This window comes from Flavobacterium sp. ZB4R12 (genome assembly GCF_048276375.1).
In the GTDB taxonomy this organism is placed as follows: Bacteria; Bacteroidota; Bacteroidia; order Flavobacteriales; family Flavobacteriaceae; genus Flavobacterium; species Flavobacterium gawalongense.
Map to the genome: position 1 here is coordinate 24,470 of NZ_JBLNKS010000014.1, position 26,941 is coordinate 51,410.

At 34.2% G+C, this 26,941-nt stretch carries 24 protein-coding genes and 1 pseudogene; 19 read left to right on the forward strand and 6 right to left on the reverse strand.

Annotated elements, in window-relative coordinates:
- Positions 1–21 precede the first annotated feature (21 nt).
- The 14 genes from ACNO7W_RS11280 to ACNO7W_RS11345 all read left to right on the forward strand — a co-directional run bounded on the left by ACNO7W_RS11280 (position 22) and on the right by ACNO7W_RS11345 (position 15,937).
- Complete coding sequence (locus ACNO7W_RS11280) at positions 22–984, forward strand: sodium-dependent bicarbonate transport family permease (RefSeq protein WP_417938207.1); 963 nt, start codon at positions 22–24, stop codon at positions 982–984.
- A gap of 362 nt (positions 985–1,346) precedes the next feature.
- A complete protein-coding gene (locus tag ACNO7W_RS11285) occupies positions 1,347–1,832 on the forward strand; it encodes a carbonic anhydrase (RefSeq protein WP_417938208.1) in 486 nt (161 codons plus the stop codon).
- 37 nt (positions 1,833–1,869) lie between these two features.
- Positions 1,870–2,127, forward strand: coding sequence for a hypothetical protein (locus ACNO7W_RS11290; RefSeq protein ID WP_417938291.1), 258 nt, complete (start codon positions 1,870–1,872; stop codon positions 2,125–2,127).
- Positions 2,128–2,263: 136 nt separating this feature from the next.
- Positions 2,264–3,922, forward strand: a complete 1,659-nt coding sequence (locus ACNO7W_RS11295) for a peptidase domain-containing ABC transporter (protein ID WP_417938209.1) — start codon at positions 2,264–2,266, stop codon at positions 3,920–3,922.
- Between the two features lie 5 nt (positions 3,923–3,927).
- The gene (locus ACNO7W_RS11300; protein ID WP_417938210.1) at positions 3,928–5,277 is read left to right on the forward strand and encodes an HlyD family secretion protein; all 1,350 of its coding nucleotides are present in this window, start codon (positions 3,928–3,930) and stop codon (positions 5,275–5,277) included.
- Positions 5,277–6,665 carry a TolC family protein gene (locus ACNO7W_RS11305; protein WP_417938211.1) on the forward strand — a complete coding sequence of 463 codons (1,389 nt, stop codon included), beginning with the start codon at positions 5,277–5,279 and terminating at the stop codon, positions 6,663–6,665. Before ACNO7W_RS11300 ends, ACNO7W_RS11305 begins: the two co-directional genes overlap by 1 nt.
- Before the next feature lie 20 nt (positions 6,666–6,685).
- Positions 6,686–7,495 carry a DUF2490 domain-containing protein gene (locus ACNO7W_RS11310; RefSeq protein ID WP_417938212.1) on the forward strand — a complete coding sequence of 270 codons (810 nt, stop codon included), beginning with the start codon at positions 6,686–6,688 and terminating at the stop codon, positions 7,493–7,495.
- 127 nt (positions 7,496–7,622) lie between these two features.
- Positions 7,623–8,969, forward strand: a complete 1,347-nt coding sequence (locus ACNO7W_RS11315; protein ID WP_417938213.1) for a dihydroorotase — start codon at positions 7,623–7,625, stop codon at positions 8,967–8,969.
- Positions 8,970–8,982: 13 nt separating this feature from the next.
- On the forward strand, positions 8,983–9,603 hold the full coding sequence (gene bioD / locus ACNO7W_RS11320; RefSeq protein WP_417938214.1) for a dethiobiotin synthase: 621 nt from the start codon (positions 8,983–8,985) through the stop codon (positions 9,601–9,603).
- A gap of 576 nt (positions 9,604–10,179) precedes the next feature.
- Entirely contained in the window at positions 10,180–10,623 is a 444-nt protein-coding gene (locus tag ACNO7W_RS11325; RefSeq protein WP_417938215.1) for a phosphate-starvation-inducible PsiE family protein, read from the forward strand.
- A 66-nt stretch (positions 10,624–10,689) separates the two neighbouring features.
- A complete protein-coding gene (locus ACNO7W_RS11330; protein WP_417938216.1) occupies positions 10,690–13,422 on the forward strand; it encodes a cation-translocating P-type ATPase in 2,733 nt (910 codons plus the stop codon).
- A gap of 99 nt (positions 13,423–13,521) precedes the next feature.
- On the forward strand, positions 13,522–13,644 hold the full coding sequence (locus tag ACNO7W_RS11335; protein ID WP_417938217.1) for a hypothetical protein: 123 nt from the start codon (positions 13,522–13,524) through the stop codon (positions 13,642–13,644).
- 375 nt (positions 13,645–14,019) lie between these two features.
- Positions 14,020–14,967 (forward strand): TerC family protein, encoded by a 948-nt coding sequence (locus ACNO7W_RS11340; protein WP_417938218.1) that lies wholly within the window; start codon positions 14,020–14,022, stop codon positions 14,965–14,967.
- Between the two features lie 127 nt (positions 14,968–15,094).
- Positions 15,095–15,937: a universal stress protein gene (locus tag ACNO7W_RS11345; RefSeq protein ID WP_417938219.1), complete on the forward strand. Its 843-nt coding sequence runs from the start codon at positions 15,095–15,097 to the stop codon at positions 15,935–15,937.
- A 448-nt stretch (positions 15,938–16,385) separates the two neighbouring features.
- Here the strand turns inward: ACNO7W_RS11345 and ACNO7W_RS11350 are convergent, their stop codons facing one another.
- The 3 genes and pseudogenes from ACNO7W_RS11350 to ACNO7W_RS11360 form a co-directional block, all read right to left on the reverse strand.
- Positions 16,386–16,901, reverse strand: a complete 516-nt coding sequence (locus ACNO7W_RS11350; protein ID WP_417938220.1) for a ferritin — start codon at positions 16,899–16,901, stop codon at positions 16,386–16,388.
- A 360-nt stretch (positions 16,902–17,261) separates the two neighbouring features.
- Positions 17,262–17,609, reverse strand: a complete 348-nt coding sequence (locus ACNO7W_RS11355; protein WP_417938221.1) for a DUF6686 family protein — start codon at positions 17,607–17,609, stop codon at positions 17,262–17,264.
- A gap of 99 nt (positions 17,610–17,708) precedes the next feature.
- A pseudogene (locus tag ACNO7W_RS11360) lies at positions 17,709–17,940 on the reverse strand (DUF6607 family protein); the annotation flags it as partial.
- 617 nt (positions 17,941–18,557) lie between these two features.
- Here ACNO7W_RS11360 and ACNO7W_RS11365 point away from each other — a divergent pair.
- From ACNO7W_RS11365 to ACNO7W_RS11375, 3 genes are read left to right on the forward strand one after another with little or no spacing between them, the layout of a single operon-like run.
- Positions 18,558–18,923 (forward strand): c-type cytochrome, encoded by a 366-nt coding sequence (locus tag ACNO7W_RS11365; RefSeq protein ID WP_143385756.1) that lies wholly within the window; start codon positions 18,558–18,560, stop codon positions 18,921–18,923.
- Positions 18,924–18,950: 27 nt separating this feature from the next.
- Positions 18,951–19,505 carry a YceI family protein gene (locus ACNO7W_RS11370; protein WP_417938222.1) on the forward strand — a complete coding sequence of 185 codons (555 nt, stop codon included), beginning with the start codon at positions 18,951–18,953 and terminating at the stop codon, positions 19,503–19,505.
- Positions 19,506–19,510: 5 nt separating this feature from the next.
- On the forward strand, positions 19,511–20,458 hold the full coding sequence (locus ACNO7W_RS11375) for a DUF5777 family beta-barrel protein (protein WP_417938223.1): 948 nt from the start codon (positions 19,511–19,513) through the stop codon (positions 20,456–20,458).
- Positions 20,459–21,062: 604 nt separating this feature from the next.
- On the opposite strand, the gene ACNO7W_RS11380 is transcribed toward ACNO7W_RS11375, so the two are convergent.
- The 3 genes from ACNO7W_RS11380 to ACNO7W_RS11390 form a co-directional block, all read right to left on the reverse strand.
- Positions 21,063–21,386 (reverse strand): transposase, encoded by a 324-nt coding sequence (locus ACNO7W_RS11380; protein WP_417938292.1) that lies wholly within the window; start codon positions 21,384–21,386, stop codon positions 21,063–21,065.
- 34 nt (positions 21,387–21,420) lie between these two features.
- Entirely contained in the window at positions 21,421–22,650 is a 1,230-nt protein-coding gene (locus ACNO7W_RS11385; protein ID WP_417938224.1) for a DUF4856 domain-containing protein, read from the reverse strand.
- Between the two features lie 161 nt (positions 22,651–22,811).
- Positions 22,812–23,774, reverse strand: a complete 963-nt coding sequence (locus tag ACNO7W_RS11390; RefSeq protein ID WP_417938225.1) for a sterol desaturase family protein — start codon at positions 23,772–23,774, stop codon at positions 22,812–22,814.
- Between the two features lie 281 nt (positions 23,775–24,055).
- Here ACNO7W_RS11390 and ACNO7W_RS11395 point away from each other — a divergent pair, with 281 nt between their 5' ends.
- Together ACNO7W_RS11395 and ACNO7W_RS11400 are read left to right on the forward strand one after the other, a co-directional pair.
- Positions 24,056–25,219 carry an imelysin family protein gene (locus ACNO7W_RS11395; protein ID WP_417938226.1) on the forward strand — a complete coding sequence of 388 codons (1,164 nt, stop codon included), beginning with the start codon at positions 24,056–24,058 and terminating at the stop codon, positions 25,217–25,219.
- A gap of 67 nt (positions 25,220–25,286) precedes the next feature.
- Positions 25,287–26,681: a di-heme oxidoredictase family protein gene (locus tag ACNO7W_RS11400; protein WP_417938227.1), complete on the forward strand. Its 1,395-nt coding sequence runs from the start codon at positions 25,287–25,289 to the stop codon at positions 26,679–26,681.
- The last annotated feature ends 260 nt before the right edge of the window (positions 26,682–26,941 follow it).

Sequence of the window (26,941 nt, forward strand, 5' to 3'; positions counted from 1 at the left end):
ATAAAAAATAAAAAATAAAAAATGAATTTAGATTTACTGTTAGATAACTTAACAAATCCGGCTTTATTGTTTTTCCTTCTCGGGATAATTGCCGCAAGATTGAAAAGCGATTTAGAAATTCCTGCCAATACATCCAAGTTTATTTCTTTGTATTTATTGTTCTCTATTGGGTTTAAAGGAGGACAAGAATTGGCGCACAGTGATTTTCATATGGAAATCATTTGGGCAGTCTTATTTGGGATATTAATTGCGTTTGTCATTCCTATTTATTGCTTTTTTATTCTCAAGCGAAAGTTTAGCATTGAAAATTCGGGTGCAATTGCGGCAGCATATGGTTCGGTTAGTGCGGTAACTTTTGTGACAGCAGTAACTTTTTTGGAAATTCAAAAATATACTTTCGGCGGACATATGGTAGCAGTAATGGCATTGATGGAAGCACCTGCAATAATCATCGGAGTAATTTTAATTAGATTATACAACAAGAAAGAAGTTAGTTCCAGTAAAATGAGTTCTGTGATAAGACATTCTTTAACTAATGGAAGTGTTTTATTAATTCTTGGAAGTTTAGTGATTGGTTTTTTAGCTAGTGACCAACAAGCTATGGGAATTAAACCCTTTACTACTGATATTTTTAAAGGATTTTTAGCCATATTTTTACTAGATATGGGTATTGTAAGTGGAAGAAAATTAGATGATTTTATTAAAAGTGGATGGGTTACCCTAGTGTTTGCAATTGTAATACCACTGCTTAATGGTATGGTAGTAGCATTTTTGAGCCAAATAGTAACCGATGAAGTCGGCGACAGATTTATCTTTGCTATTCTTGCAGCAAGTGCTTCCTATATTGCGGTACCAGCTGCTATGAAAATTGCGGCACCAAAAGCCAATCCAGGTTTATTTTTGCCTATGGCATTAGCAGTTACCTTTCCGTTTAACATTACTTTTGGAATGCCTATCTATTTGTCTATTATTCTTTGTTGTTAAAAAATAAGGTTCTTCGCCAAAATTAGTGGAAAACCAAATTAGGTTGATTAGAGATGGAAATTAAAGTTTAAATAAGCACCTGTTTTTAAAGGATATTTTGCGACAATTACGAAATCTATTCATTGATTAATAGATGTCTTTTTTTTGAATTCCACTAATTTAGGCGAAGAACCAAAAATAATAATTGTAATCACAAATAGAATAAAAAAACTATCAACCAAATCAATCAGTTCATTTGTTGTAAATTAGCAATAATAAATTAAATCTTATATAAACATTGAAATTCATAATAATTTAATTTTTAACATTACTTAGAAGTTATTTTATGAATTATTATAGTCTAAACATTAATAATATTATATATGAAAAAATACTTTTTGATCGCTATTGCATTGTTATTAATTCAAAATATTACATATGCACAAACAGAAAGAACTACCAAAAAAAAGGTTAAAACTGTAACGGCAATTGATTCTGTTAAATGGAGGGCTGAGCATTATATTGTAAATAGGGATTCTGCTTATGCAAATCCTCGTTACGCACTTAAAAAACTCCAAGGAGGTAACAGACGATTTATTGAGAGCAAAAGTATACGACCAAGACAAGATGTTAGCTTTATAAAAAAATTAGAAAAAGGACAAGAGCCATTTGCTACAATTGTAGGATGTTCTGACTCCCGTGTGCCAAATGAATTAATTTTTGACCAAGGTTTGGGCGATTTATTTATTATTCGTACAGCAGGTCAAGTTTCTGCGGTTGCGTCTTATGGTAGTATGGAATTTGCTGTTTTAAAATTAAAAACAAAATTAATAGTTGTATTAGGTTCATACAGAATGTGGTGCGGTTGATGCCGCGGTTAAACGTCCTGAAAACGTACTAGGTCATATTGTTACGCTTATTAACGAAATAAAAGGAGCAGTCGCAAAATCTTCTCATATTGCTGGTAATCCTACTAATAATGCTGCTAGACAAAACGGAATTGACCAAGTAGCTGATCTTAGAGACTTAGACCCAATATTACACAAAAAATATATTGATGGCGAAATTTTAATAGTTGGTGCTATGTACGATATTCACACAGGGAAAGTAGAATTTCTAGAAGAAACTTTATTAAATCTACCGCAAGCTAAATCTAAACAATAATATTGTACTAAAATTATAAAAAAATTACACTTTAATTCGGTTTCTATTTCTCTTGAATAAAACTCTTAGACAGTACAGCTTACAACAGAAATATTTAGCGATATTTTAGTAAAAGTCTTGTTAAAATTAAAAAAATATGACTCCATTAGAACGATTCTACGAATTATTAAAATTAGACAAAAAAGATGTTTATCAAATTTTCTTCTATGCTATTTTTTCGGGCCTTGTAAGTTTGTCACTTCCTTTAGGAATTCAAGCCATTACTAATTTTATTCAGTCTGGAAGAGTTAGTGTTTCCTGGGTTGTTCTAATCATACTTGTAGTTATTGGAGTTGCCTTAGTTGGGATTTTGTCACTAATGCAATTGCGAATAACTGAAAATTTGCAGCAGAAAATCTTCGTTCGTTCTTCGTTTGATTTTGCCGTAAGATTCCCGAAAATAAAATTTGAAGAATTATATAATACCTATCCGCCAGAATTAGCCAATCGTTTTTTCGACACAATGACTATCCAAAAAGGAATTTCAAAACTCATAATAGACTTTTCAGGGGCAATGCTCCAGATGTTTTTTGGTATAATTCTTTTATCGTTATATCATCCGTTTTTTATTGTCTTTGGGGTTTTATTGTTTTTTCTTTTGTATATCATATTCAAATACTCTTATAATATCGGATTAGAGACCAGTTTAAAAGAATCGAAATATAAATACAAAGTCGCCAGTTGGTTGCAAGAAATGGCTCGTAACAATTTCAGTTTTAGAAACGAGAATAGTTTTGATTACGCTTTGCAAAAAAACGACAATCTAGTCAATGATTATTTAAATTATCGTGAAAAACATTTCAATGTCATTAAAAAACAATTTAGCCAGCTGATTGTTTTCAAAATGATTATCACGGCAAGCTTATTATCTATTGGTGGTTTCTTGGTCATCAATCAGCAAATAAATATTGGTCAATTTGTTGCTGCTGAAATTATTATTTTATTGGTTATTAACTCTGTAGAGAAGATAATTCTGGGATTAGAAACTTTCTATGACGTTTTGACTTCGGTCGAAAAAATTGGACAAGTAACCGATAAGCATTTAGAAGAGGATTCAGAAACTGACATTACATGTTGCAATACCGATGTTTTTTTAGAAACAGAAAATCTAGGGTTTAACTTTCCGGATTCAAAAAACAACATTTTAACTGCTATTACCTTGAAAATTAATCAAGGTGAAAAGATAGTAATTGACGGGGAAAATGGTTCCGGGAAAACAACTTTGATCCGAATATTATCAGGATTGTTGGGTCAAACTTCAGGGTCTTTTTATATTAACGATGTTACTTTCAGAAAAATAAATCTCAAAGAATATCGTTCACAAATAAGTTCCATTATTTATAATGAAACCCCTTTTGAAGGAACAATTCTTGAAAACATTACTTTCAATGATAAAACCATTTCGGACAAAGATTTAAAATGGGCAATTGATGCGGTACAGCTTTCGTCATTTATCAAAACTTTGCCTAAAGGCTTAGATACCAAAATTTTTCCGGAAGGGAGACAACTTTCATCGTCAAATGCACAAAAGATTCTATTGGCAAGAAGCATCATTCACAAGCCAAAAATACTTTTCTATGAAGACCCAACCGATACAATGGACGAAGAAGTTGCCAACGAAATTATCGATTTTATAAATTCGGATAAAAATCAATGGACTGTAATTGTTTCTTCCAAAAACCCGTATTGGGAAACAAAATGCAATAGAGTAATCACGATGCATAAGGGTACAATTGTTCTTGACACAAAAAAATAAAAAGGATGTTAAATATTTCAAAAGAAAACATAATATTGCTTGAACCTCTTGAAAAATACAGGACTGTCAAGAATTTGAGCAATCGTCCACATTATAAAATTCTAAACCGAATTATTGCAGGAGTTTCTGTTATTGGAGTAATTGCCCTTTTTTTGCCCTGGACACAAAATATTTCGGGCTCAGGATCAGTAACTACTTTAAAACCGAGCCAAAGACCACAAACCATTCAAACCGTGATTTCTGGACGAATAGAAAAATGGTATGTTCAAGAGGGCGATTTTGTCAATAAAGGGGATACAATTTTATTCATTTCTGAAATTAAAGAGGATTATTTAGACCCGAATTTGGTGAAAAACACTAAAAATCAAGCCGACGCAAAAAAATTATCGGTTGAGTCTTATGGTTCAAAAGTAAATACACTTTCAATTCAAATTCAGGCCATTGAAAGCGAAAAAACATTAAAACTGGAACAGGCAAGAAACAAAATAAAACAATCATTGCTGAAAGTACAAAGCGACAGCATGGATCTTGTGGCTGTAAAAACACAACTCAAAATTGCCAATACACAATTTAATCGTTCGGTTCAGTTGAATAAAGAAGGTTTAAAGCCATTGACAGATGTTGAGGAAAAGCGTTTGAAACTACAAGAAGTTGATGCAAAAATTATCACACAAGAAAATAAATTTTTGACCAGCAAAAACGAATTCATCAATGCAAAAATTGAAATAAATAGGATTACGGCCGAATATTCCGAGAAGTCCTCAAAAGCAAAAAGCGATCAATATACCGCTTTGAGCAACAAATACGATACCGAAGCACAAGTCAATAAACTGGAAAACCAATACGTGAATTACTCCATTCGTAACGGAATGTACTACATTAAAGCGCCACAAAGCGGTTATGTAAATCGTGCTTTGCAATCGGGTTTGGGCGAAACAATCAAGGAAGGGACGCCAATTGCGGGCATTATGCCATCAAAATATGATATTGCTGTCGAAACTTTCGTAAAACCGGTCGATTTGCCATTAATCAAAAAAGGGGAAAAGGTGAGGATTTTCTTTGACGGTTGGCCGACAATTGTTTTTTCCGGTTGGCCGGATGTGTCTTACGGGACTTTTGGAGGTGAAATTGTAGCAATCGAAAATTTCATTAGTGATAATGGAAAATACCGAATTTTGATTGCTCCGGATCCCGATGAAGCAAAATGGCCAAAACAATTAAGTATAGGGTCAGGAGCACAAACAATTGCTTTACTGAATACTGTACCCATTTGGTATGAAATATGGAGAACGCTTAGTGGGTTTCCCCCTAATTATTATAAGACAGATGTGAAAAAAAATAAAGAAAAAAAATAATGAAACATCTATTACTGTTTTTTCTGTTTTTTGGATTCTCGACTTATGGACAAGAAAATAATGACAAGGAATTTACTTATAATGAGTTTTTGGGTTATGTAAAAAAATTTCATCCATTAGTGAAAACTGCCAATCTTGAGCTCAATAAAGCACAAGCCAATTTGATGATGTCACGTGGTGGCTTTGACCCTAAAATTGAAGTCGATTTTTCGAAAAAACAATTCAAAAACAGCGAGTATTATTCTATTTTGAACAGCAGTTTCAAAATTCCAACTTGGTACGGAATTGAATTGAAAGCAGGTTTTGACAACAATGAGGGTGTTTATTTAAACCCCGAAAACACGGTTCCAAATCAAGGGTTGACTTCGTTTGGGATTACTATTCCGTTAGGTCAGGGATTGTTTGTCAATCAAAGAATGGCAGATCTTCGAAAAGCCAAAATACAAATTAAATTGAGCCAAGCAGAAAGGAAATTACAAGCTATTGTTGTTTTGTATGATGCTTCGGTGGCCTATTTTAATTGGAAAAAAAACTTTAACGAAGTAGCACTTTATGAAACTTATGTTTCCAATGCGCAAACTCGTTTCAAAGGAATAAAATCCTTAATCCAACAAGGGGATAAACCCGTAATCGATAGTATTGAAGCCGGAATAATCGTAAAAAACAGATTACTCAGTTTAGAGGATTCTAATTTAAAATTAGCAAAATCAAAACTGGAATTATCAAATTTTCTTTGGTTAGAAAACAATATTCCACTTGAACTTTCGGAACAATTAATTCCAGAGGAAAAATTGGAATTTACAATTCAAGAAACTTTAAAGACCAATGATTTATTAAACCGGGATTTTTCGATTTCAAAACATCCAAAAATTAATGCATTACAAAGCAAAGTCGATATTTTGAATGTGGAGCGAAAACTAAAAGCCAATCTGCTTTTGCCAAAAATTGATGTTGGCTATTCCTATTTATCAGAACCAAGTTATATAGACAACTATCAATTCAAAAATTATAAAATAGGTTTGGATTTTTATTTTCCTTTGTTTTTAAGAAAAGAACGAGGCAGTTTGAAATTGGCAAAATTCAAAGTTCAAGAAACTCAATTTGCGCTTGATTTAGAAAAAGTACAATTATCAAATAAAATAAATGCACAAAAAATAGAAATCCAATCTTTAGAAAAACAAAAGCAATTTATAAATGATTTGGTGAAAGACAATTTGACTATGCTAAGTTCAGAAGAAAGATTGTTTTCATTCGGAGAAAGCTCCATCTTTTTAATAAATTCAAGAGAAAATAATTTGGTTAGTGTACAACTTTTACAAATTACGTTAGAAAATCGATATTATATTTCCAACTCTGAATTGTTTAAAATTATGGCAAATCCGGATTAAAGAAAAAAAACGGTAGTAACATGAACATTATAAAGAAGGCAAAGATAGATTGCCTAAAAACGAAGTATAACAAAGAACTTATGACAACTGGAAAATATTTTATTTTTATTTTAACACTATTTCTACACAATTATACTTTTTCGCAAGAACAAAGAATTACGGATAATAACAGTATTGGCTGGCTTGCCTACACCGGCACCTTTAAAATAAGTCCAAAAATTGCTTTGCATACCGAATACCAATGGCGAAGAGTAGAAGGACTAAAAAACCCGCAACAAAGTTTGATGCGAACAGGGGTGAATTATGCCCTGAGAAAGAATGTGAGTTTAAATGCAGGCTATGCTTTTGCCGAAACGGATCCTTATGGGGATTATCCAAATGCAAATGCTTTTTCCGAACATCGCATTTATGAGCAGATAATTTTAAAAAACCCAATAGGGAAAGTGGATGTGTCCCATCGGTTTACATTAGAGCAACGATTTATTGAAAAGTTTTTGATTCAAAATGGAAAAACTAACACCGACTGGGTTTTTCTGAACAGGTTGCGATACAGGCTAAGAACGGAGATTCCTGTATATAAAAACAGCTGGAGCATCATTTTATTGGATGAGGTGTTTATTGGTTTTGGTAAAAATGTCGGAGCAAATGTTTTTGATCAAAATAGATTGGCAGCATTAGTAGGTTATAAAGTAAACAAAAATGTAAAAATTGAAGCGGGTTATTTGAGTCAAATTTTGCAACAAGGGAAAAGGGTAAACGATAAATCGGTATTTCAATATAATAGTGGGTTTATGCTCACTACGCATTTGTCTTTTGATGCCGTGAAATAAGCATAAAGGGAATTAGATAAAGTGAAATAGCCCTGATTTAGAAAGTGCAAGCACCGATGAAAATTTCAAAAGGCGATTTCCAATTTAACCAAAGTAACAATTAACCAAATTAACGAATTAGCTACCTATGCAACATCCTATATTAATAAAAAATGTCAACATCGTAAACGAGGGACAAATTAAAATTGCTGACGTTTTCATTCAAAACGGCGTTATCGAAAACATTGGAAATCTGTCCGGAGAAATCACAAAGGAAACTGAAACCATTGATGGAACCGGCAAGTACCTGTTTCCGGGTATTATAGACGGGCAAGTGCATTTTAGGGAACCCGGACTAACCCATAAAGGGGATCTCTATACTGAAAGCAGAGCGGCTGTTGCGGGTGGCACAACTTCTTTTATCGATATGCCAAACACAGTTCCCAATGTATTGACCACTGAAATTCTCGATGAGAAATTCCGTATCGCCTCAGAAAAATCTTGGGCTAATTATTCTTTCTTTTTAGGGGTTAATAACGACAACTTAGACGAAGTGCTTCAAATGGACACTTCCCAATTCATTGGGGTTTCTGATGATGGACTTTATTTTACCAAGAAGGGAAATTTGCTTGCCGATAGCCCAGATACCATGGAAAAACTTTTTTCGAAATGTAAATCCATTATCGCCATTCATTCTGAATTGGAAAAAATCATTGAGGAAAATGAGGAGATTTATATGGCCAATTACGGTGAAGACGTGCCAATTGCATGTCATCCGTTAATTCGTAGTGAAGAAGGATGTTATCAATCTACCAAAAGAGCCATTGCCATTGCCGAAAAGCACAAGGCAAGGTTGCATATCCTGCATTTAACCACAGAGGCGGAAACCCATTTGTTCCGAAACGACATACCGCTAAAAGAAAAGAATATCACCACCGAAGTATCGGTTCAAAATCTTTGGTTTTCAGACAAGGACTATCAGCGATTGGGGACCTTAATAAAATGGAACCCTGCCATAAAAACCGAAAAGGATAAGAAAGGACTTTTACGGGCGTTACTTGACGACAGAATTGATATTATTACAACCGACCATGCACCGCACACTTTAGAGGAAAAGCAAAAACCATACTTCCAATCCATGTCGGGTGCGCCAATGGTACAGCATTCCTTGTATATTATGCTTGAATTATACAAACAAGGGCTAATTTCATTAGAAAAAATTGCCGAAAAAATGTGTCATAATGTAGTGATACTTTATGGTATTGAAAAGAGAGGCTTTATCCGTGAGGGTTATTTTGCCGATTTAACGCTGGTTGACTTGAATTCGCCTTGGACGGTTGGTAAAGAAAATATTTTATACAAGTGCGGTTGGTCGCCATTAGAAGGCCAAACATTTCAATCAAAAGTGACCCATACGTTTGTTAACGGAAATCTTGTCTATGAGAATGGTAATTTTTCCGAATTCATTCCGGGGCAAAGATTAGAATTCAATTAAAAAACACAGCATAATGAAACGATATTTCATAACAGGCATTGGTACGGATATAGGAAAAACAATCGTATCAGCCATTCTCGTCGAAGCGCTAAAAGCTGATTACTGGAAGCCTGTCCAATCAGGAGATTTGCACCAAACGGATACAATGAAAGTGCAGGGACTTATCAGTAATTCTACTTCTTATTTTTTTCCTGAAGCCTATCGCCTTACAGAACCAATGTCTCCGCACGCCGCTGCTGCGATTGATGGTGTTACGATTAATTTAGATTCCATTAAAGTTCCACAAACCAGCAATAATCTCATTATAGAAGGAGCAGGCGGTTTGATGGTTCCACTCAATGATGATTCTTTGGTAATTGACCTTATTGAAAAATTAAAAGTGGAAGTTATTTTGGTCTCCAGGAATTATCTCGGAAGCATAAACCATACACTGCTTTCTGTCGAAGCTCTTCAGCGTAGAAACATTCCCATTAAAGGAATTATATTTAACGGGAATCCTGTAAATACCAGTGAGAAATTCATTTGTGAATACACGGGGCTGAAATCTTTATTTCGCATTGATAATGAACAAACAGTTGACAAACAAACCATTTTAAAATACGCCTCTGAACCAAATATAAAATCACTGTTTTAAAATTTAGTTGGTTTTTCATTTTTAAATGGCACAACCGTAGTATAGAGTCCAATGTCATTAAGTTAACCCGTTTGAACGATGGTTGGGCATTTTACCTTTTGGCAAATCAGGTTCGTCAGCAAGCAATGACGCAAAAAAACTAAATTTGGAAATAGAAGTGTGAAAAAACTAAATCGCGGAACTTAAGCTGACAATTAAAATGTGGAAAGTGGAAAAGTAAAACTTACGCAAAAAAAACAAAGATCCTGCAAAATTGTCATAGTTGTTAAGCATAAAATATCGACAACTTATTAACTTTTTACGAACCAACAAGCTTATGGTTCTGTATTTTTTGCTAGCAACCAATTAAAAAAACAATTAGATTGGTAAAGACGCCTATTTTTATAACTAAATTTACTTGCAACAACAGGATTTCCATAGCATAAAAGACAATCCTGACAAAATCGATACGGAGGACAAACATAGAATATCGAAAACTTAAGACCAATTTTCGGAGGGATTTTGCCGATTTGACAAGCCAACGCTTAAAAATTGAAATATTTAATTTCTAAATTTAATCCGTTAAAAAGAAACACTATGAATAGCGAAGATAAATTTACAAGAATAATTATAGGCATTAATAAAAATATAATTCGTGTTTTAATTGGCATTATGACTTTAATTTTAATATTGGGCACAGTACATCTTATCTATTTAGAATTTAAAAAAATTACCGCTCCTCCTTATCTATTGATTGATGTTTCCACTTTATTCGAAGTATTTAATTTGATATTGATTATTGCGGTAGGATATGAACTTATAAAAGCATTGCTATTAATTATTTCGTCCAATACAATTCCTACTCTTCAAATTATAGAAATCTCAATTATTGCTATTTCAACTAAAATAATCACACTAGATATACAGCAAACAAATAGTAATATTATTATAAGTTTAGCTTTATTAATTGCTGCACTCGGTCTTGCTTATTTTTTGTTGAAATATTGTAAGAAACCACAAAATAACCCTAAACAAATTTAGTAACGCTCTGTTTTTTAATTATTTAATTGTATTTAAAAAATATAACAACTATAAATTGAAGTTTTTATGGATCACTTACTGCAAAATAAAGAATGGCATTCAGTTTCTTATAATAATGTATTAGAGAACTTCAATGCTTCCTCAAAAGGTCTTAATATGACAGAAGCCGAGAAGCGTCTGAAAATAGTAGGACCCAATATACTGTACAGGCAAAATAGAGAAAGTGCCTTTAAAATTTTGCTGAGGCAATTTCTTAACCCACTTATATATGTTCTCCTTGCTGCTACCATCCTTGCTATAGCCATGGGTAAAATCACCGATGGGATAGTAGTGTTTTGTGTAATAATCATTAATGCTATTATCGGGTTTGTTCAAGAATATCAGGCAGGGAAAACCATTCAGGGGCTTCTCAAATTAATACCGGAAAATGCTACGGTAATGAGAGATGGAAAGCAAAAAAACATCCCAGCTGCTGACCTTGTTCCAGGGGATTATGTATTGCTTCAGGCTGGAGACAAGGTATCAGCAGATATGCGGCTCACTTTCGTAAAAAACATGCAGTGTAATGAATCTATCCTTACGGGAGAATCTTTACCGATAGAAAAAAACACGGATATTATTGACGCAGATACAGGAATTGCTGACCGTAAGAATATGGTTTTTAGCGGTACATTGATTACTTCAGGAACAGCGGAAGGCGTAGTTGTTTTAACAGGTATTAAAACCGAGATCGGTAAAATTTCCGCACTTCTTCAAACCACCACGTCTGTAAAGTCTCCACTGACAAAATCTCTTGAAAAAATTGCACGGGGAATTACGTTTTCCATCATCCTTGTTGGCATTTTAGTTTTTCTAATAGGGATATTTCGTAATCATACATTTATAGACGCAATGTTTTCTGCCATTACTCTTGCGGTAGCAGCTATCCCCGAAGGATTGCCTGCCGTAATTACTATCGCATCAGCTATCGGTATTATGCGAATGGCAAAGAGACACGCTATTATCAGGCATTTATCAGCTGTAGAAACCTTGGGCAGCACTACTGTAATCTGCTCAGACAAAACGGGAACGCTTACCCTTAACGAAATGACCGTTCAGGTACTTTGGAATGGAACGCAAAAATTCAATGTAACAGGAGCAGGCATTAATACTGATGGTAAAATTTTAAAAAATGATTCTGATGAAGAGGGAACTGAGGGTGAAATTGGTGAACTTATACGGGCTGCTGCACTGTGCAATGACGCAACACTTCACAATAAGGATGGTCATTGGAAAGCAGTAGGAGACCCTACGGAGGTTGCCCTTATAGCGGTAGCCGGAAAGTTTGGAATAAACGAGGACGAACTAAGAAGCAAATGGCGGAGGCTGGATGAATTACCCTTTGATTCCGAAAAAAAAATAATGGCTACGCTCCATCTATCCCCTTCCGGAGAAAAAATAATTTACCTTAAAGGAGCACCTGAATCAGTTATCCCCCTTTTATTAAATAGCGAAAATTCATCCATTGTCTTTGACACAGAGCAGGTACGAGCGGAGGCTTTACAAATGGCAGGAACAGGAATGAGAATATTGGCTTTCGCTTCCAGAAAGGTGGATAGTGAACATTCATCACTCATTACGGAAGAGGATCTTTGCGAATTTACCTTTTTAGGGATACAGGCCATAAGTGACCCTCCAAGGATGGAAGTAAAAGAAGCGATCGATTCGTGTCATAATGCAGGTATTACGGTGAAAATGATTACCGGAGACCATCCTGCAACAGCCGCAGCAATAGGCAGGGAACTTGGCTTTATAAATGCAGACAGGGTTATCACCGGAAAGGAACTTCAGAATTTGAACGCCCAGGAGCTTCAGGAGGTAGTAAAAAACACCAATATTTTTGCACGGGTATCCCCCGAAGACAAACTAAATCTTGTGAAAGCACTTCAGGCCAACGGGGAAGTGGTAGCCATGACAGGAGATGGTGTAAATGATGCTCCAGCACTTAAACGTGCAGATATTGGCGTAGCTATGGGTATCAGTGGTACGGCTGTTGCCAAAGAGGCGGCAGACATGATCCTGGCCGATGATAATTTTGAAAGTATAAAGGCTGCTGTTGAAGAAGGACGTAGAGTATTTGATAACCTTTTGAAATCTATTGTATTTCTTCTGCCTACAAGCATAGGATTGGGATTGGTTATTTTTATTGCCGTGTTATTTTTTCCCTTAGAAGGGGGAATTCTACTCATCCCAATGCAGCCTGTTCAGGTATTATGGATCAATCTTATAACTGCCGTTGCCTTGTCATTGCCGCTTGCGCTTGAAGCAATGGAACCCGATGTAATGAATCGTCCTCCACGTAAGCCCAATAAACCGTTATTAAGTTCCTTAATAATTTTCAGGATGATACTGGTTTCTCTGATAATGGCAGGTGGAACAATTGGATTATTTCTTTGGGAATATAATATTGAACTGTCCAGGGGCATGGCACATTCACTGGCCATTTCGGAAGCTCAAACAATGGCTGTAACAGCAATGGTTTTATTTCAGGTGTTTTATCTTATTGATTGCCGATCTCTTAATTTTTCAGTCAATAAAATCGGGCTTTTCTCCAATCCATCTATTTATATCGGAATTGCAACAGTACTGTTTGTTCAGACCGCTTTTGTTTATTTTCCATTTATGAATCGTTGGTTTCATTCATCTCCATTAAAAGCTGAGGCATGGGGGGTGTCTGCCATGGTAGCTTTTTCAATTCTAATAATTATCAGTGTTGAAAAATGGATTCAAAGAAAATATTTTAAAAACATTAAGATATAGTACTTGTTATGAAGGGCATGTTTTAAAAATGCGAGATAAAACTTGTAATCAAGAAGAGTTATTCAAGGATGAAGAATGGGTTGTTTTGCGAACGAATCAATGAACCCAAAACAAGATAAATATGATCCTTATGACGATGAAATAAAAACCATACAGACTGAACTCATGAAACTACTTGGGCAATTACTGCCAAACAACACAGCAACAATTAGAACAATTTAATGGTCATACGGTTTGGAGTACTGAACAAGATTTTATAGCACAACATTTGTGTCAAAACTTACAGCGTATTATAGAGAAACAATCAAGAATAGGAAATAGGACTATAAAATCAATAGCATAGGCATCACAAACCGTGAAGGGTTCGTGCAAGCTTCAAGTTTTTTTCGGGTATAAAATTTTGTTAGGCATTTGCCAAAAAGTTTATTACCTTTAAGAAGCGTTTTCGTTCAATACAGTTTGTACAAGTAAACCCCGAACGGCTTGTAGACGCAAACTGTCAGACCATCGTTATAGGTAAATATTTTGGTAAATGTAAAAATTGACCAAATGAATTTGGTAAAACAAGAGGAGTCGAAAAATTAAACAAGTACAAGTATGCAAACGGATTTGAGTTTTTGGATTGGTTTTAATGTATTTGTACTGTTGATGCTTGCATTGGATTTAGGGGTGTTTAACCGCAAAGCGCATGAAGTAAGCATTAAAGAAGCCATGATTTGGACGGGGGTTTGGGTAACACTTGCCATGTGCTTCAATGTCCTTATTTATTATTGGCAAGGGGAGGTAAAGGCATTGGAGTTTTTTACGGGCTATGTGATTGAAAAAGCATTGAGCGTAGATAATATTTTTGTATTCGTTTTAATTTTTACTTATTTCAAAATACCGGCTATCCATCAGCATAAAATTTTGTTTTGGGGAATTATCGGGGCTTTGATAATGCGGGCTGCTTTTATTTTTGCGGGAGTGGCCTTACTCGAGAAATTCCATTGGACGATTTATGTTTTTGGAGCGATACTGATTTATACAGGATATAAGATGCTTACGCAAAAAGAGATAATAATTGAGCCGGAAAAAAATCCCCTGATAAAATTATTCAGAAGAGTAATGCCTGTTACCAGTGATTTGCATGGCGGAAAATTTTTTGTAAAACAAGACGGGAAACGGTTTGCAACGCCTTTATTTTTAGTTTTGGTGTTGATTGAAACCACCGATTTGATTTTTGCGGCAGATAGCATTCCTGCAATACTGGCAATTACGCAAGACCATTTTATTGTTTACACTTCAAATGTGTTTGCCATACTTGGCTTGCGCTCTCTGTATTTTGCACTGGCGGGGATGATGGATAAATTCCGCTATTTGTCGAAGGGGCTGGCTTTGATATTAATGTTTGTCGGGCTGAAGATGTTGGTGGTTGATTTCTACAAATTGCCGATACAAATTGCTTTGTTGGTGATTGTTGTTATTTTAATCGTAAGCATTGCAGCATCGTTAATGGTTAACAAGCGAGATAATGATGCCTCCGCTTTTCGTGATAAAAATAATTAAAAAAAAATGAAGTGGCTCAGTTTACTAAAGTTAATGAAAGTGGATTAGGCTTTATATAGTAATACCATTGGGTTTGATCAGCCAATTGAATAGTTTTTTGTCAAAATAACAATCAACATAAAAGATAATGGATAAAATTCTTGTTACCACCGATTTTTCTTCTAATTCAAAAGCAGGTTTGCGTTTTGCTATTCAATTGGCAACCCAACATAAATTTGAGTTGACTTTTTTTCATTCCTATTACATTGCAAATCTTACGTCAATGAGCGATGCCGCCTTTGCTGATTATGAAAGGAAAGAAGCGGATAAAATTCAAAAAAAACTGAACCAATTTGTAGCATCGGTTTATAGGGACATTGGTGTTGTTTCCAAAAACAAAAAGTGTGTAATAAATAGTGCTGTTTTTGCAGACAGTAATGTCAGGGAATATGCCCAGGAAAATAAATTCAGTTTTATCTGCATCAGCACCAGAGGCTCGGGAAAGTTGAAAAAAATATTCGGAACAAACACTTCCAGTCTAATCTCCCATTCAATAGTCCCTGTTATAGCCGTACCCCACAATTATCGTCGAAGTGAGATAAAGAGCGTCATTTACGCCTCAGACCTTGTAAATTTTGAAAATGAACTGAAAAAAGTAATTGAATTCACAAAGCCATTAAAGGCAAAAGTTGAAATACTCCATTTCAATTACCCCACCGAAATAACAACAAATAAAAACACCATAAATGAATTGGTAAAAAAAAATGCAAAGCATAATATTAAACTGCATATCGAAAATATCAATCTGGCCAAGAGTTTAATTTCAAACATAGAAGCGGTAATTAAGCAGTCAAAACCTTCCATGATGATTATGTTCACGCAACAAAACAGAAGTTTTTTCGACAAAATATTTTTCTCCAGTAACTCAGCCAATTATTCCTTTAAAGCCAAAGTACCGTTGCTCGTCTTTAATAAAATAGAAGTGCAATAAATGGAGAGATGAAAAAGAACGGTAAAAACACTCTTAGGCAACTTCCAGTAATTTACTGATTTTAATACTTACCAACAACTTTAGGAGAAGAGCCGGGTAGGCTTTTATTACTCTAAAACATTAAAAAACAAATTCTAAAGTCGTGTAAAAAGTTCTAGTATCAGAAGGTATTATTTCTGGTCCTGGGTAGCCAGTTGCTCTTCTTGTAAAATAACTATTGTTTGTGAAATTGGTGATTCCGGCTTCCAGTTTCCATTTTTTCCATTTGTAGGAAGTTGAAAAATCAGCTACATAATAGGCTGGGATTTGACCAAAAATACCATATGTATTGTCATTTGCATCTGTTTCACTGTTGTTTGTTTCCGTAAATTGAGAGGAAACATAGGTAAATTGAATACTTGAAATGAAGATACGTTATTTTTAGGTGTTCTAAATGGTGTTTAGCTATTTAGTGCCCTTTGGATGTGGAGCCGTTTAAGGTTAATTGTTGCACGTCCCTGTCAAACAGATATAAACCGCCTTTATCATCGCCTATTAGGTTGATTTTGTCTAAAATAATTTTAGCTTGGGCTTCTTCTTCAATTTGTTCGGCTACATACCATTGCAAAAAGTTGTGTGTTGCATAATCTTTTTCAGAAAACGCAATGTGAACCAATTCGTTTATGGAAACAGAAACAAAAATTTCATGTTCATAGAGTTCTTGAAACATTTCTTTGAACGTTTTATAGCTTGTTTTTGGCGCTTTTAATTCGCTTACTTGGGCATGGCCACCACGTTCGTTTATGTATTTCACCAATTTGAGCATGTGCATGCGTTCCTCATCGGATTGGGCATACATAAATTTTGAAATTCCTTCCAGACCGTGAGTTTCAGCCCAAGAGGCCATAGAAAGATAGATTTGCGAAGATTCAGCCTCGATATGAATCTGATTATTTAACGAATTTTCAATATTTTTTGATAGCATGGCGTAGTATTTTTATATAAAATTAAAAAAATATATGGATATCTTTACATTTTTGGCTAAAATACTTTCTGCAATTTGAATGAATTTTCATTTTTTTTGAAGAATTTTAAAAGATATGCTCGGAAAATCTGGTGACTATCGGGAGTAAAGACGTGAAATTTTAGGAGATACTTTTTATGCAGTCAGGCAAGTTGTGCGATTTTAGTTTGAAGGAATCGGTATCAATCCTTCAAAAAACCTTGTGTTAGGTAGAAATAGACGCGAATGGTTAAAAAAAGCCCTGTGTCTGCAAGTGCATATCAGGGCTTCAAAACAAAATAAAAAAATGTAATTTTAAGAAATGCTATACTTTAACCGATACTAATTCATCATAATTTTATAGTCAATTTCCCGGAAGGTGACATATTTTGTTTCTTTGGTTTTATAGTTCAACAGTTCGCGTAGTTCAACCAAATCAACCAAATCAAGCAAGATCATTAAATTGGCTTGAACCGACGGAATAGGAATACGCTTGTCATAAACAGAATTTTTATATTCTTCTTCCCAATATGATTCATTAACATTTTCAATATAATGAACAAAACGCTCCAATTCAAAGAGCGTTAAATTATAGTTGATGTTTTTAAACAGCAATTGATACTTATCTGAACAATGGCAATACAATAAAATTCCGTCTTTAGTTCTCTTCAAAAAATTGATTGCACACATAATTTTCAATTATTATTGTTTCACAATGTAACTCTCTATTATTTTATTTATTTCTTCTCTTGAGGTATCCGGTTTTAAATCAAAAAGCTTCATGAAAAGAGGTTGGTCTTCTACTAATTCAACCCATTCCAAACCGGAATCGTGCTTTGTTTTTGATGGTTTATAGTTGACAGTATCTTTTGAATAGCTAAAAGTTTCAGTAAAATTGAATTTCACTTCATAGCAGCCACACATGGATTTGATGACTTTGATGTCTTCACTTTTTTTGTTTTGACTGTAAGTATTTAAGGCAAAATGATGTTGCCAAAATCAGGAATGTTACTTTTTTCATATGTAGATAATATTTGTTTTTTAAAGGAATATGGTATCCCCATGAACAAAATCTTCATTAGTGATTGCGTTTAACGAATCATGGGGATTTCATAAGGTTAAAAATGAGTTAAAATTTATTTCGTAAAAATAATATTTTTATTTAGAATAATTAAAAATAACATATATATTTGCAAATAATTATTAAGAACCAATCTAAATAAAACAAATGACTTCTTTTAAATTGATGAAATACGGTAGCATTTTTAGTCTGATATCTTGATTAAAAGAAGGTGATTCTATTGATGATAGAAAAGTATTCGCATCTCCTGAAATCACAACGGAGAATGTTAGCCATGAAAACTATGTAAAAACTTCTTTTGACAAAAAAAGTGCCACTTGTTATGATGTTACAAGCATATTATTACATTGAATAATAGTAAGTTTTCGGTATCAACACAAGTAATATTGTGAGAAAATATGAATGTTAGGACAGTTGCAGGTTAACCATTTTCGAGTTTAAAAAAGCATAAAATATTAGATTAAGTTCAAATTATCTGATTTTTTCGGTATAGTTATGTATTTTTGTCTAAAAAAATATTTAGTTTTGTCTAAAAATAAATTTACTATAATATAAAAATGAATAAAAATTATCCTGTACACTTTGTATTTCTATTGTTTTTGTTTTCTTGCTCAAAAGAAGGTGATTATATTAATGATAGAATAGTATTTGCATCTCCTGAAATTACATCGGAGAATGTAACCTATCAAAATTATGTTAAACCTCTTTTAACAAAAAACTGCGCAACCTGTCATGGTGTTGACGGCTCCGCTGAAACATGGTGGTTAAACACTCATAGTTATGAAAATGCCCTTCGATTCGCTAATCCAATAGCAACCACAATTATTAATGGAACGATGCCACCGCCACCAAAATTTCCTTTTTCCCAACGCGATCGCGATTTAATGGCCGCATGGATTGCAAAAGGAATGCCTGAAAATTAATCAATTACTTATTTAAATATTTACACAATGAAACCAAAATTATTTTTTGTTGCATTAGCAGCATTGTCCATTACTTCTATGTTTTCACAAGACATTTTTACCACTTCAAACGCAAAAGTGAGTTTCTACTCTAAAACGCCTATACAAGATATAGACGGAACGAGTAATAAAGTAGCTACCGTTTTAAATAACACAACTAAACAGGTATATTTTAAAATTCAAAATACCACTTTCCAGTTTAGAGAAAAATTAATGCAGGAGCATTTCAATGAAAACTATATGGAAAGTGACAAATTTCCGGTATCTGATTTTAATGGTAAAATTTTAGAAGATATTGATTTTGCAAAAAACGGAAATCATAAAGTAACCATCGTTGGTGTATTAAATATACACGGAAAAAAGAAAGAATATAAAATAGCAGGAACGCTCTCCAGTAATGAAAACGGTTTAGTTTTAACTTCCGATTTTAAAATTAAACTAGCCGATCATGGTGTGGAGATACCAACGGTGGTCTTTACCAAAATTGCAGAACAATTAGAGATAAAAATTACAGCAAATTATAAGCCTTACAAAAAAGTATAATGAAAATGAATCAAAGACTTAGAATCGTTTTGGTTGTGATGTTACCTGTATTTAGTGTTACGGCTCAAGACAATATGGAAAACTATTTACCCTCCGAAACGACAAGTGAAAAAGACACTATTCCAGTTTATGCCACTTTTAAATCCTCCAAAATTATTAATGCTCGATCCAATGAACTAGTTCATAAAGGAGAGCTTGATTTTATAATTTCCCATAGATTTGGCGATGCCGGAGGTCATTATGGTGGATTTAAAACCTTCTATGGAACCGATAATGCTGCCGATATTAAAATTGCTTTAGATTATGGAATTTCAGACCATTTGGCTATTGGAATCTCCAGAACAAAAGGAGCAACCGCTATTCGTCAGTTGCTTGAAGCAAATTGTAAATATAAGCTACTCGAGCAAACCGAAAAAGACCGTATTCCATTAGGGATTACTTTCTTTGGTAACGCTGTTGTTTCCACAATGAGCTCTAATGTTAATCCTAAAGTTCCCGATCATTTTGACACGTTTTCTGATCGTTGGTCGTTTGTGGCCCAAACGATTATAGTTAGGAAATTTAGCAGTAATTTTTCATTAGCGTTGCTGCCAACCTACACCCACTATAACCGTGTGGGATATGGAGACAGTAACGATGTTTTTGCTGTCGGAATTGGCGCAAGAGCCAAATTAACTAAAAGAATGGCGCTAATAGCCGATTATTTTTATACTTTCGATAGTGGAAATCGTAAAGCTTATTTTGAAAAAAACGGACTGCCTTTTTATAACCCTTTGGCGGCTGGTCTTGAAATTGAAACAGGCGGCCATGTTTTTCAATTGACATTTATGAATAATACAGCTCTTTTAGAAAATCAATTTATTCCTTATACCACAACTTCTTGGAAAAAAGGTCAATTTCGATGGGGATTTAGTATTTCCAGACCTTTTTCATTTAAAAGGAAAAACAGGTAAAAAAAAGAGGCTGTCACAAAACAAAAAAGAGACAGCTCTTTTAAATATATCGTCGGATAGAATTTTACTTATATACTTTATAGTTAATCTTTACAATAAATCTATGTTAGATTACTCCATATTAATTCTTGAAAAAGTTAGTTTTAGCCCAAATCTTTTTTCTAAAGAGCTTAAAAAAGCAATAAAAATGCTTTTACCCAGAGAGATTGAACAACTGGTAATATGGTTTTTTAGTTTTACAAGAAATAGAACTGAACTTAAGAAATTTAAGATCTGTTTTGAAAGTTAATTAATTTTGAGGCTGTCTCAAAATAAAAACAAGACAGTCTCTTTGATTTGTGTTTCAGAAATATAAAACAAGATTTCAAAAAACCTATTCCACTCTTGTTGAGTTGAAGTTGAATAAAAATGTAAAAAGCAGCCTAATGAGCTACCGTCTGGACATAAGTTTAAAATAGGACACAGATTAAAAAGATTTACAGAGATTTTATGATATTATAAAAAAGACAGCCACGAATTTCACTAATTTACTCTAATTAATTCGTAAAAATTAGTGAAATTCGTGGCTAAAATTTCGTCTGAATATTTGTGTCCAGACGGTAGCCTAATGAGCTGCTTTTTTGCGTATATTTTGTGCAATTGCTAATAAACCCCACTCAATTTGCACTTTTTTGGTACTTCGAAGCATAAAGCGTTGGAACCCATGGTCCTGCTTAATGTTTCCAAAAACTGGTTCCACATCGTGGCATCTTTGTTTACGCCTTTCAATACCTTGTTCGCTATTGAGCAGTTCGTGAGCCTTGTGTTTGAGCTTTTTTAGATTAACATTTATTTCTATAACACGATTGCTTTTTGATTTATGGCAAACACCATTTAGCGGGCAATTTGAACAGTTTCTGGCTTGGTATTTTCTTGTCGTTTGCTCGATCCTGTGCTTGTTTTTCGTTTCGCATCACCTTGAATTAATTTACTGTTGCAGCTTGAGCAACTGTAAAACCAAATTTTGTTGCAATTTGTATAGATATAGCATCTAGTTTTGCTCCCAATGTATCGATAGCCCACAAACCATTTGTTCCACTCACCATAGAAGCCAACATGGCATCTACTTCTGCTTTTGTAAAATAAGGACTATTTGTCCCTGGTTTATTTGTATATCTTAATGACATAATAAAACCGTATGCTTCGGATAAAGCGTGAAATGCTTTTGCACCATTATCGGTTGCTAATTTTCCTTTTCCTTCTTGAAGATAGAACACCGCTCTTACTGCTGGCACCATTGCCAATTTTGCTTTTATAACATCAATTTGTGCATCACGAACTTTATAATCATTGGCAACAATTGCCGCTCTACCTTTACGGAAAGCCAAGTCAATGTCCGCTTTAAGGGTATTAAAATCAGCATCTGCATTGACTTGATTGATATAACTAGACCAGAATTTAAAAACGTTTGGTGTAACAGTTAAATTATCTGCGCCATAAATATAGCCATAAGCCTCATCCCAAGCGTGCTCCATTGTAGTGTAGGATTTGCCAGTTTCTAAAACTTTAGCAGTATTGTTGGCTTTGTTTGTACCTTCGTCCAATTTATTCAAACTCAAATAATTATTTACGATTTGATCCATGAAGCAAGCCCCCATCATTCCTTTTAATAAAACCTGTTGTGGCTCTAATCCATTTGCAGCAAATAATCGTTTACTTGTACCATCTAAATAAACACCTGCAACACCCGCAGAAGCTGTCGCTCCTTGACTGGCAGCATCAGCATTGTCGAATTGAGTTTCAAATAAAGCACGAACGCTTACTTGTTCAGCAGTTGAGCCACCACCAAGATATAGAGAAAAATAATCTTTTGAGGCAGCCGTTTTATCTTTTAATTGTTTTCCTGAAGTGTTTAAACCTGTACCAGTAAAACGATTGTTGGTATTTGCATACATTTCAGATAAAACTGCATCATCAGCCACTGTTCCGTTTGTTGCAGCTGTTTTAAAGTAGTTCCCCATCTCATCAAGCATTAATAAACGGCTCGATTGTCCTGAGTAATCTACAGAAGTCACCGCATTTCTTTCGAATGTGTAAGTTGCGGGAACGGTATAATTGAAGGTTTCTTCAGCTGGTGTGTCGTCATTTGAACAAGAAACAAGTGCCAAGAATAGAATTGATAGTGCGGAAAGAGATAATTTTTTAAATTCCATATTTAGTTAATTTAGATTGAATTAAAATAATTTCCGCAAATATAAGAACGTATTTTAAATTGTCAAACGTTATTTAGAATAAATAAATATAAATTTTTAACAAATTAATATTCAGTATTTTACCGATGATTTTTTTTGTGTTAAACTACAAAAACAGCATTTTAGCGTGTAACTTTATTCGTAATTGCCTTATAAATACCTACAAAAGGGAGAAACAAATTATTGGAAAACGATTCATATTTTTTTTGCAGGTCAACTTCTTTGCTAATTCCGAAGGTGATTTTATGAACTTGTTTCGAGCGCAACAATGTCCCGAACATCCAATCCCAAATGGCCAGCTTTGATCCCATATTATGATCAAAATGTTCCGGATGGTTGCTGTGGTGAATCTGGTGTTGGTATGGACTCATGAATACATATTCAACAAAATTAAAATATTTGAGTTTCACGCTGGAATGACGCAAATTGGCTCCCAAAAACATAAACAAAAAGGACAAAATATTGATGCCCAAATAAGTAATCGCATGAACCTGATGTGCCGACAAATAATCAAAAAGTCCCATAACCAATCCAAAAACAAGGGTTTCCTTGATATTTACCAGAATCAGTTCTACGGGGTGAATGCGATATTGGGTTACTGGATTGAGTGTTGTCGCCGCATGGTGAATTTTGTGAAATTCCCATAGAAATTCAAAACGATGCATGAGATAATGAATGACATAAGTCGTGAAATCACCCAATAATGTTATGGTAAGGGTATATAAAACCAAGGTTTGGGTTGTGCTTAAAGTTATCGTTTCGTAGCCGAAAGTTCGCGCCAAAAAATCATCGGTATAAAATGCCAGATAAAATCCAAAGGCCAGATAAGGGCCAATTAGTACCACTTTAATAATGCTGTTAAAGAACAACATCAAATAATCAACTTTGGCGGATTTACTTAACCATGTTCTTTTATTAAAAATATAGTTAAGAAAAGCCCCCTGATGTTTGGTTTTGAAATACACAAAATAGGCAATCACCCCCGAAGAGATAAAGTACAAAAAATAAAGTCGGTTATCCGAATCCGTAAAATTGCCCAAGGTAACTTTAATTACTTCTTTCAATGTTTGGAAAACCGCTATCATTATTGTTCTTCTTTTACAATTAAATTCAATAAAACGAATGGAATTCTATTCGTTTCATTTATTGAGCTAATTTACTATAATCAAATAATACCTTCTTTTTACCACATCCAGAAAAATCACATCCATAAAAGGAATTATGCAAAAGGAATTTAATTTTTGCAAATGTACAAATCAGTAAACAAAAACAAATATCTATTTAAATTTATTCTAAATAAAGTTTGGTGATTTAACAAAAGATTATATTTTTGCCTTAAATTTAATTATTCTAAATAAAGCAAAATATGAAAAAAGTATTTTTAAAAGTGACGCTACTTTTAATAACAGTGGTCTTAATTACTTCTTGTGATAATAATGATGATTCCAGTAATTCTAATGTTACAAAAAAACAAGTTGTAGAGAACTACGCAAACATTGCCTTCGCAAATTATAAAAAAGCTTATGATGATGCCGTAATATTAGAAACAGCAATAAATACTTTTACAACTACTCCAACAGATGCCAATTTTACAATAGCTAAGACAGCTTGGAAAACATCAAGAGAAAGTTATGGTACAACCGAAGCTTTCCGTTTTGCCGATGGACCAATTGATAATGCCGATGGACCGGAAGGATTATTAAATGCCTGGCCATTAGATGAAAATTATGTTGATTATGTTCAAGGGGCAACAAATGCTGGAATAATCAATGATTTGACAGCATTCCCAACAATCAACAAAGCTCTTTTAGAGAGTTTGAATGAACAAGGCGGGGAAAAAAATATTAGTGTTGGATATCATGCCATAGAATTTTTACTTTGGGGACAAGATTTAACTGCTCCTTCAGAAAATGAAGCTGGATTGAGAGCATATGCAGATTATGTTGTTGGCGGAACAAACTCAAACCAAACCAGAAGAGCTGCTTATTTGAATGCCTGTGCTGATTTATTAACAGATAATTTAGAGTATTTAGTAAACCAATGGAAAGTTGGCGGAACCTATAGAACAACGTTTCTTGCGCTATCTGATGATGTCGCTATTAGAAATATTTATCTGGGAATAACTACACTTGTATCAGCAGAATTGCCTGTAGAGCGTATGGATGTTGCATTGGGAAATGCAGATCAGGAAGACGAACATTCTTGTTTTAGTGACAATACACATAGGGATATTGCTTTAAACCTTCAAGGAGTAATCAACGTATATAAAGGGAATTACGGAACGGTTGATGGAGCATCATTGGAAGATTTAGTTAAGCAGTCTAACACAAATACATACAACAGTACTGATGTATCTTTGAATGCGGCAGTAACTAAAATTAATGCTATATTAACCCCGTTTGATTTGGCAATTTCAGGCGGTTTATCATCAACCGAAGGAGCAAAAGTGAGGGTAGCGGTTTTACAGCTGAAAGATTTTGGCTCTAATTTACTTGCCGGTGCTTCAAATATCGGTATCACTGTAAATTAATGAATCAGTAAATTCAAGTTTAATTAAAGTGTCCTTTTTAACTGGACACTTTTTTCTATTTAACAAAATGAAGAACACTCTTAAAGGTCTCGCTTTTTTAATTTGCTTTCAACTCTTTAGTTGTGCCAATAATGATGATGAATATATAGCATTAACTCCGGAAGAGAGAGAACAATATTCCGGTGGAGAAACTACTGTTTTTAATACTTCGGAAGAAGCTTTTGGCTTTTTTGCTCCCAATTTGACATTCGATGAACAATCCGATTTTGGTATCGGAAACTCCTTTTTTAGACAAAGTTGGATTTCTGCACCTTCTTCTACAACTGCAAGAGATGGTTTGGGGCCATTTTTTAATGCAATAGCCTGTGCCAGTTGTCATTTTAAAGACGGAAGAGGAAGAGCTCCTCTATTTGATGGTGAACTTGGTCACGGATTATTATTAAGGTTAAGCATTCCCGGTACAAACAGTAATGGGGGGTCACTTCCAGATCCAATTTATGGAGGACAATTACAAGACAATGCCATTCTTGGACAAACTGTAGAGGGTAAATATATGATTACCTATCAATCTATCACCGAAACTTTTACAGATGGAACTACTGTAATCTTGCAAAAACCAATCTATCAAATCAATAATTTGGGGTATGGATTATTGGCTAACAATGTACAAATTTCGCCAAGAGTTGCAAGCCAAATGATTGGTTTAGGATTATTGGAAGCCGTTCCGGAAAGTACTATTTTAAGTTTTGCAACCAATAATAATAGCGATGGTATCTCAGGAAAAGCAAACTATGTTTATGATGTTGCTTCAAATAGTCAGAAACTAGGTCGTTTTGGATGGAAAGCAAATCAACCCAGTATTCGTCAACAAGTTGCTGGTGCTTTCTTAGGAGATATGGGGATAACAACCAGTTTATTTCCTAATGAAAATATACCAGCCGGAGTTGATGCAACAACAATTCCAAATGGTGGTACACCCGAAATTTCAGATTTAAATTTAAACCGGGTGGTTTTATATTCCAGTACATTAGCAGTTCCGGCTAGGAGAAACTATTCCAATCAAAATGTGCTAAAAGGGAAAAAAACATTTGAAACTATAGGTTGTACCAATTGCCATATTCCTAAAATCCAAACAGGGAATACCCATCCAATTGCAGCTTTACGCAATCAAACCATCCGCCCGTTTACGGATTTATTATTGCACGATATGGGAGAAGGATTGGCGGATAATACTCCCGATTTTCTAGCCACAGGAAACGAATGGAGAACACCTCCTTTATGGGGTATCGGACTTATTCAAACCGTGAATAATCATACCAATTTATTGCACGATGGTAGAGCAAAAAATTTAGAAGAAGCTATTCTATGGCACGGTGGTGAAGGTCAAAATGCCAAAAATAAATACAAACAACTTTCTGCAAAAGACAGAAATGATTTGTTGAGTTTTATTAATTCTTTATAATGTATTATCCTGATATGAGTTGATATAATAGTCTTCTTATATCAGGAAAAAACAGACTTTGCTTCTAAAGAATTATTACTTGGGTCTTTTACTAAATTGAATTTTGTCCTCAAAATCATCATATCCTCACTCACTTTTTTATCCAAAATTTCAGCATAGTGTTGTGTGGTTCTAATATTTTTATATGACAGTCCACAATATGTTCCAAAGGATAAAATAGGACACACAGATAACACGGATTGAACGGATTTTGCACAGAT

Coding starts and splice junctions, on each gene's coding strand:
- ACNO7W_RS11370 (WP_417938222.1), top strand. CDS start 18,951: ATGAAACCAAAATTATTTTTTGTTGCATTAGCAGCATTGTCCATTACT.
- ACNO7W_RS11335 (WP_417938217.1), top strand. CDS start 13,522: ATGAACCCAAAACAAGATAAATATGATCCTTATGACGATGAAATAAAA.
- ACNO7W_RS11395 (WP_417938226.1), top strand. CDS start 24,056: ATGAAAAAAGTATTTTTAAAAGTGACGCTACTTTTAATAACAGTGGTC.
- ACNO7W_RS11390 (WP_417938225.1), bottom strand. CDS start 23,774: ATGATAGCGGTTTTCCAAACATTGAAAGAAGTAATTAAAGTTACCTTG.
- ACNO7W_RS11340 (WP_417938218.1), top strand. CDS start 14,020: ATGCAAACGGATTTGAGTTTTTGGATTGGTTTTAATGTATTTGTACTG.
- ACNO7W_RS11305 (WP_417938211.1), top strand. CDS start 5,277: ATGAAACATCTATTACTGTTTTTTCTGTTTTTTGGATTCTCGACTTAT.
- ACNO7W_RS11355 (WP_417938221.1), bottom strand. CDS start 17,609: ATGTGTGCAATCAATTTTTTGAAGAGAACTAAAGACGGAATTTTATTG.
- ACNO7W_RS11385 (WP_417938224.1), bottom strand. CDS start 22,650: ATGGAATTTAAAAAATTATCTCTTTCCGCACTATCAATTCTATTCTTG.
- ACNO7W_RS11345 (WP_417938219.1), top strand. CDS start 15,095: ATGGATAAAATTCTTGTTACCACCGATTTTTCTTCTAATTCAAAAGCA.
- ACNO7W_RS11280 (WP_417938207.1), top strand. CDS start 22: ATGAATTTAGATTTACTGTTAGATAACTTAACAAATCCGGCTTTATTG.
- ACNO7W_RS11310 (WP_417938212.1), top strand. CDS start 6,686: ATGAACATTATAAAGAAGGCAAAGATAGATTGCCTAAAAACGAAGTAT.
- ACNO7W_RS11365 (WP_143385756.1), top strand. CDS start 18,558: ATGAATAAAAATTATCCTGTACACTTTGTATTTCTATTGTTTTTGTTT.
- ACNO7W_RS11350 (WP_417938220.1), bottom strand. CDS start 16,901: ATGCTATCAAAAAATATTGAAAATTCGTTAAATAATCAGATTCATATC.
- ACNO7W_RS11315 (WP_417938213.1), top strand. CDS start 7,623: ATGCAACATCCTATATTAATAAAAAATGTCAACATCGTAAACGAGGGA.
- ACNO7W_RS11400 (WP_417938227.1), top strand. CDS start 25,287: ATGAAGAACACTCTTAAAGGTCTCGCTTTTTTAATTTGCTTTCAACTC.
- ACNO7W_RS11285 (WP_417938208.1), top strand. CDS start 1,347: ATGAAAAAATACTTTTTGATCGCTATTGCATTGTTATTAATTCAAAAT.
- ACNO7W_RS11330 (WP_417938216.1), top strand. CDS start 10,690: ATGGATCACTTACTGCAAAATAAAGAATGGCATTCAGTTTCTTATAAT.
- bioD (WP_417938214.1), top strand. CDS start 8,983: ATGAAACGATATTTCATAACAGGCATTGGTACGGATATAGGAAAAACA.
- ACNO7W_RS11325 (WP_417938215.1), top strand. CDS start 10,180: ATGAATAGCGAAGATAAATTTACAAGAATAATTATAGGCATTAATAAA.
- ACNO7W_RS11375 (WP_417938223.1), top strand. CDS start 19,511: ATGAATCAAAGACTTAGAATCGTTTTGGTTGTGATGTTACCTGTATTT.
- ACNO7W_RS11295 (WP_417938209.1), top strand. CDS start 2,264: ATGACTCCATTAGAACGATTCTACGAATTATTAAAATTAGACAAAAAA.
- ACNO7W_RS11300 (WP_417938210.1), top strand. CDS start 3,928: ATGTTAAATATTTCAAAAGAAAACATAATATTGCTTGAACCTCTTGAA.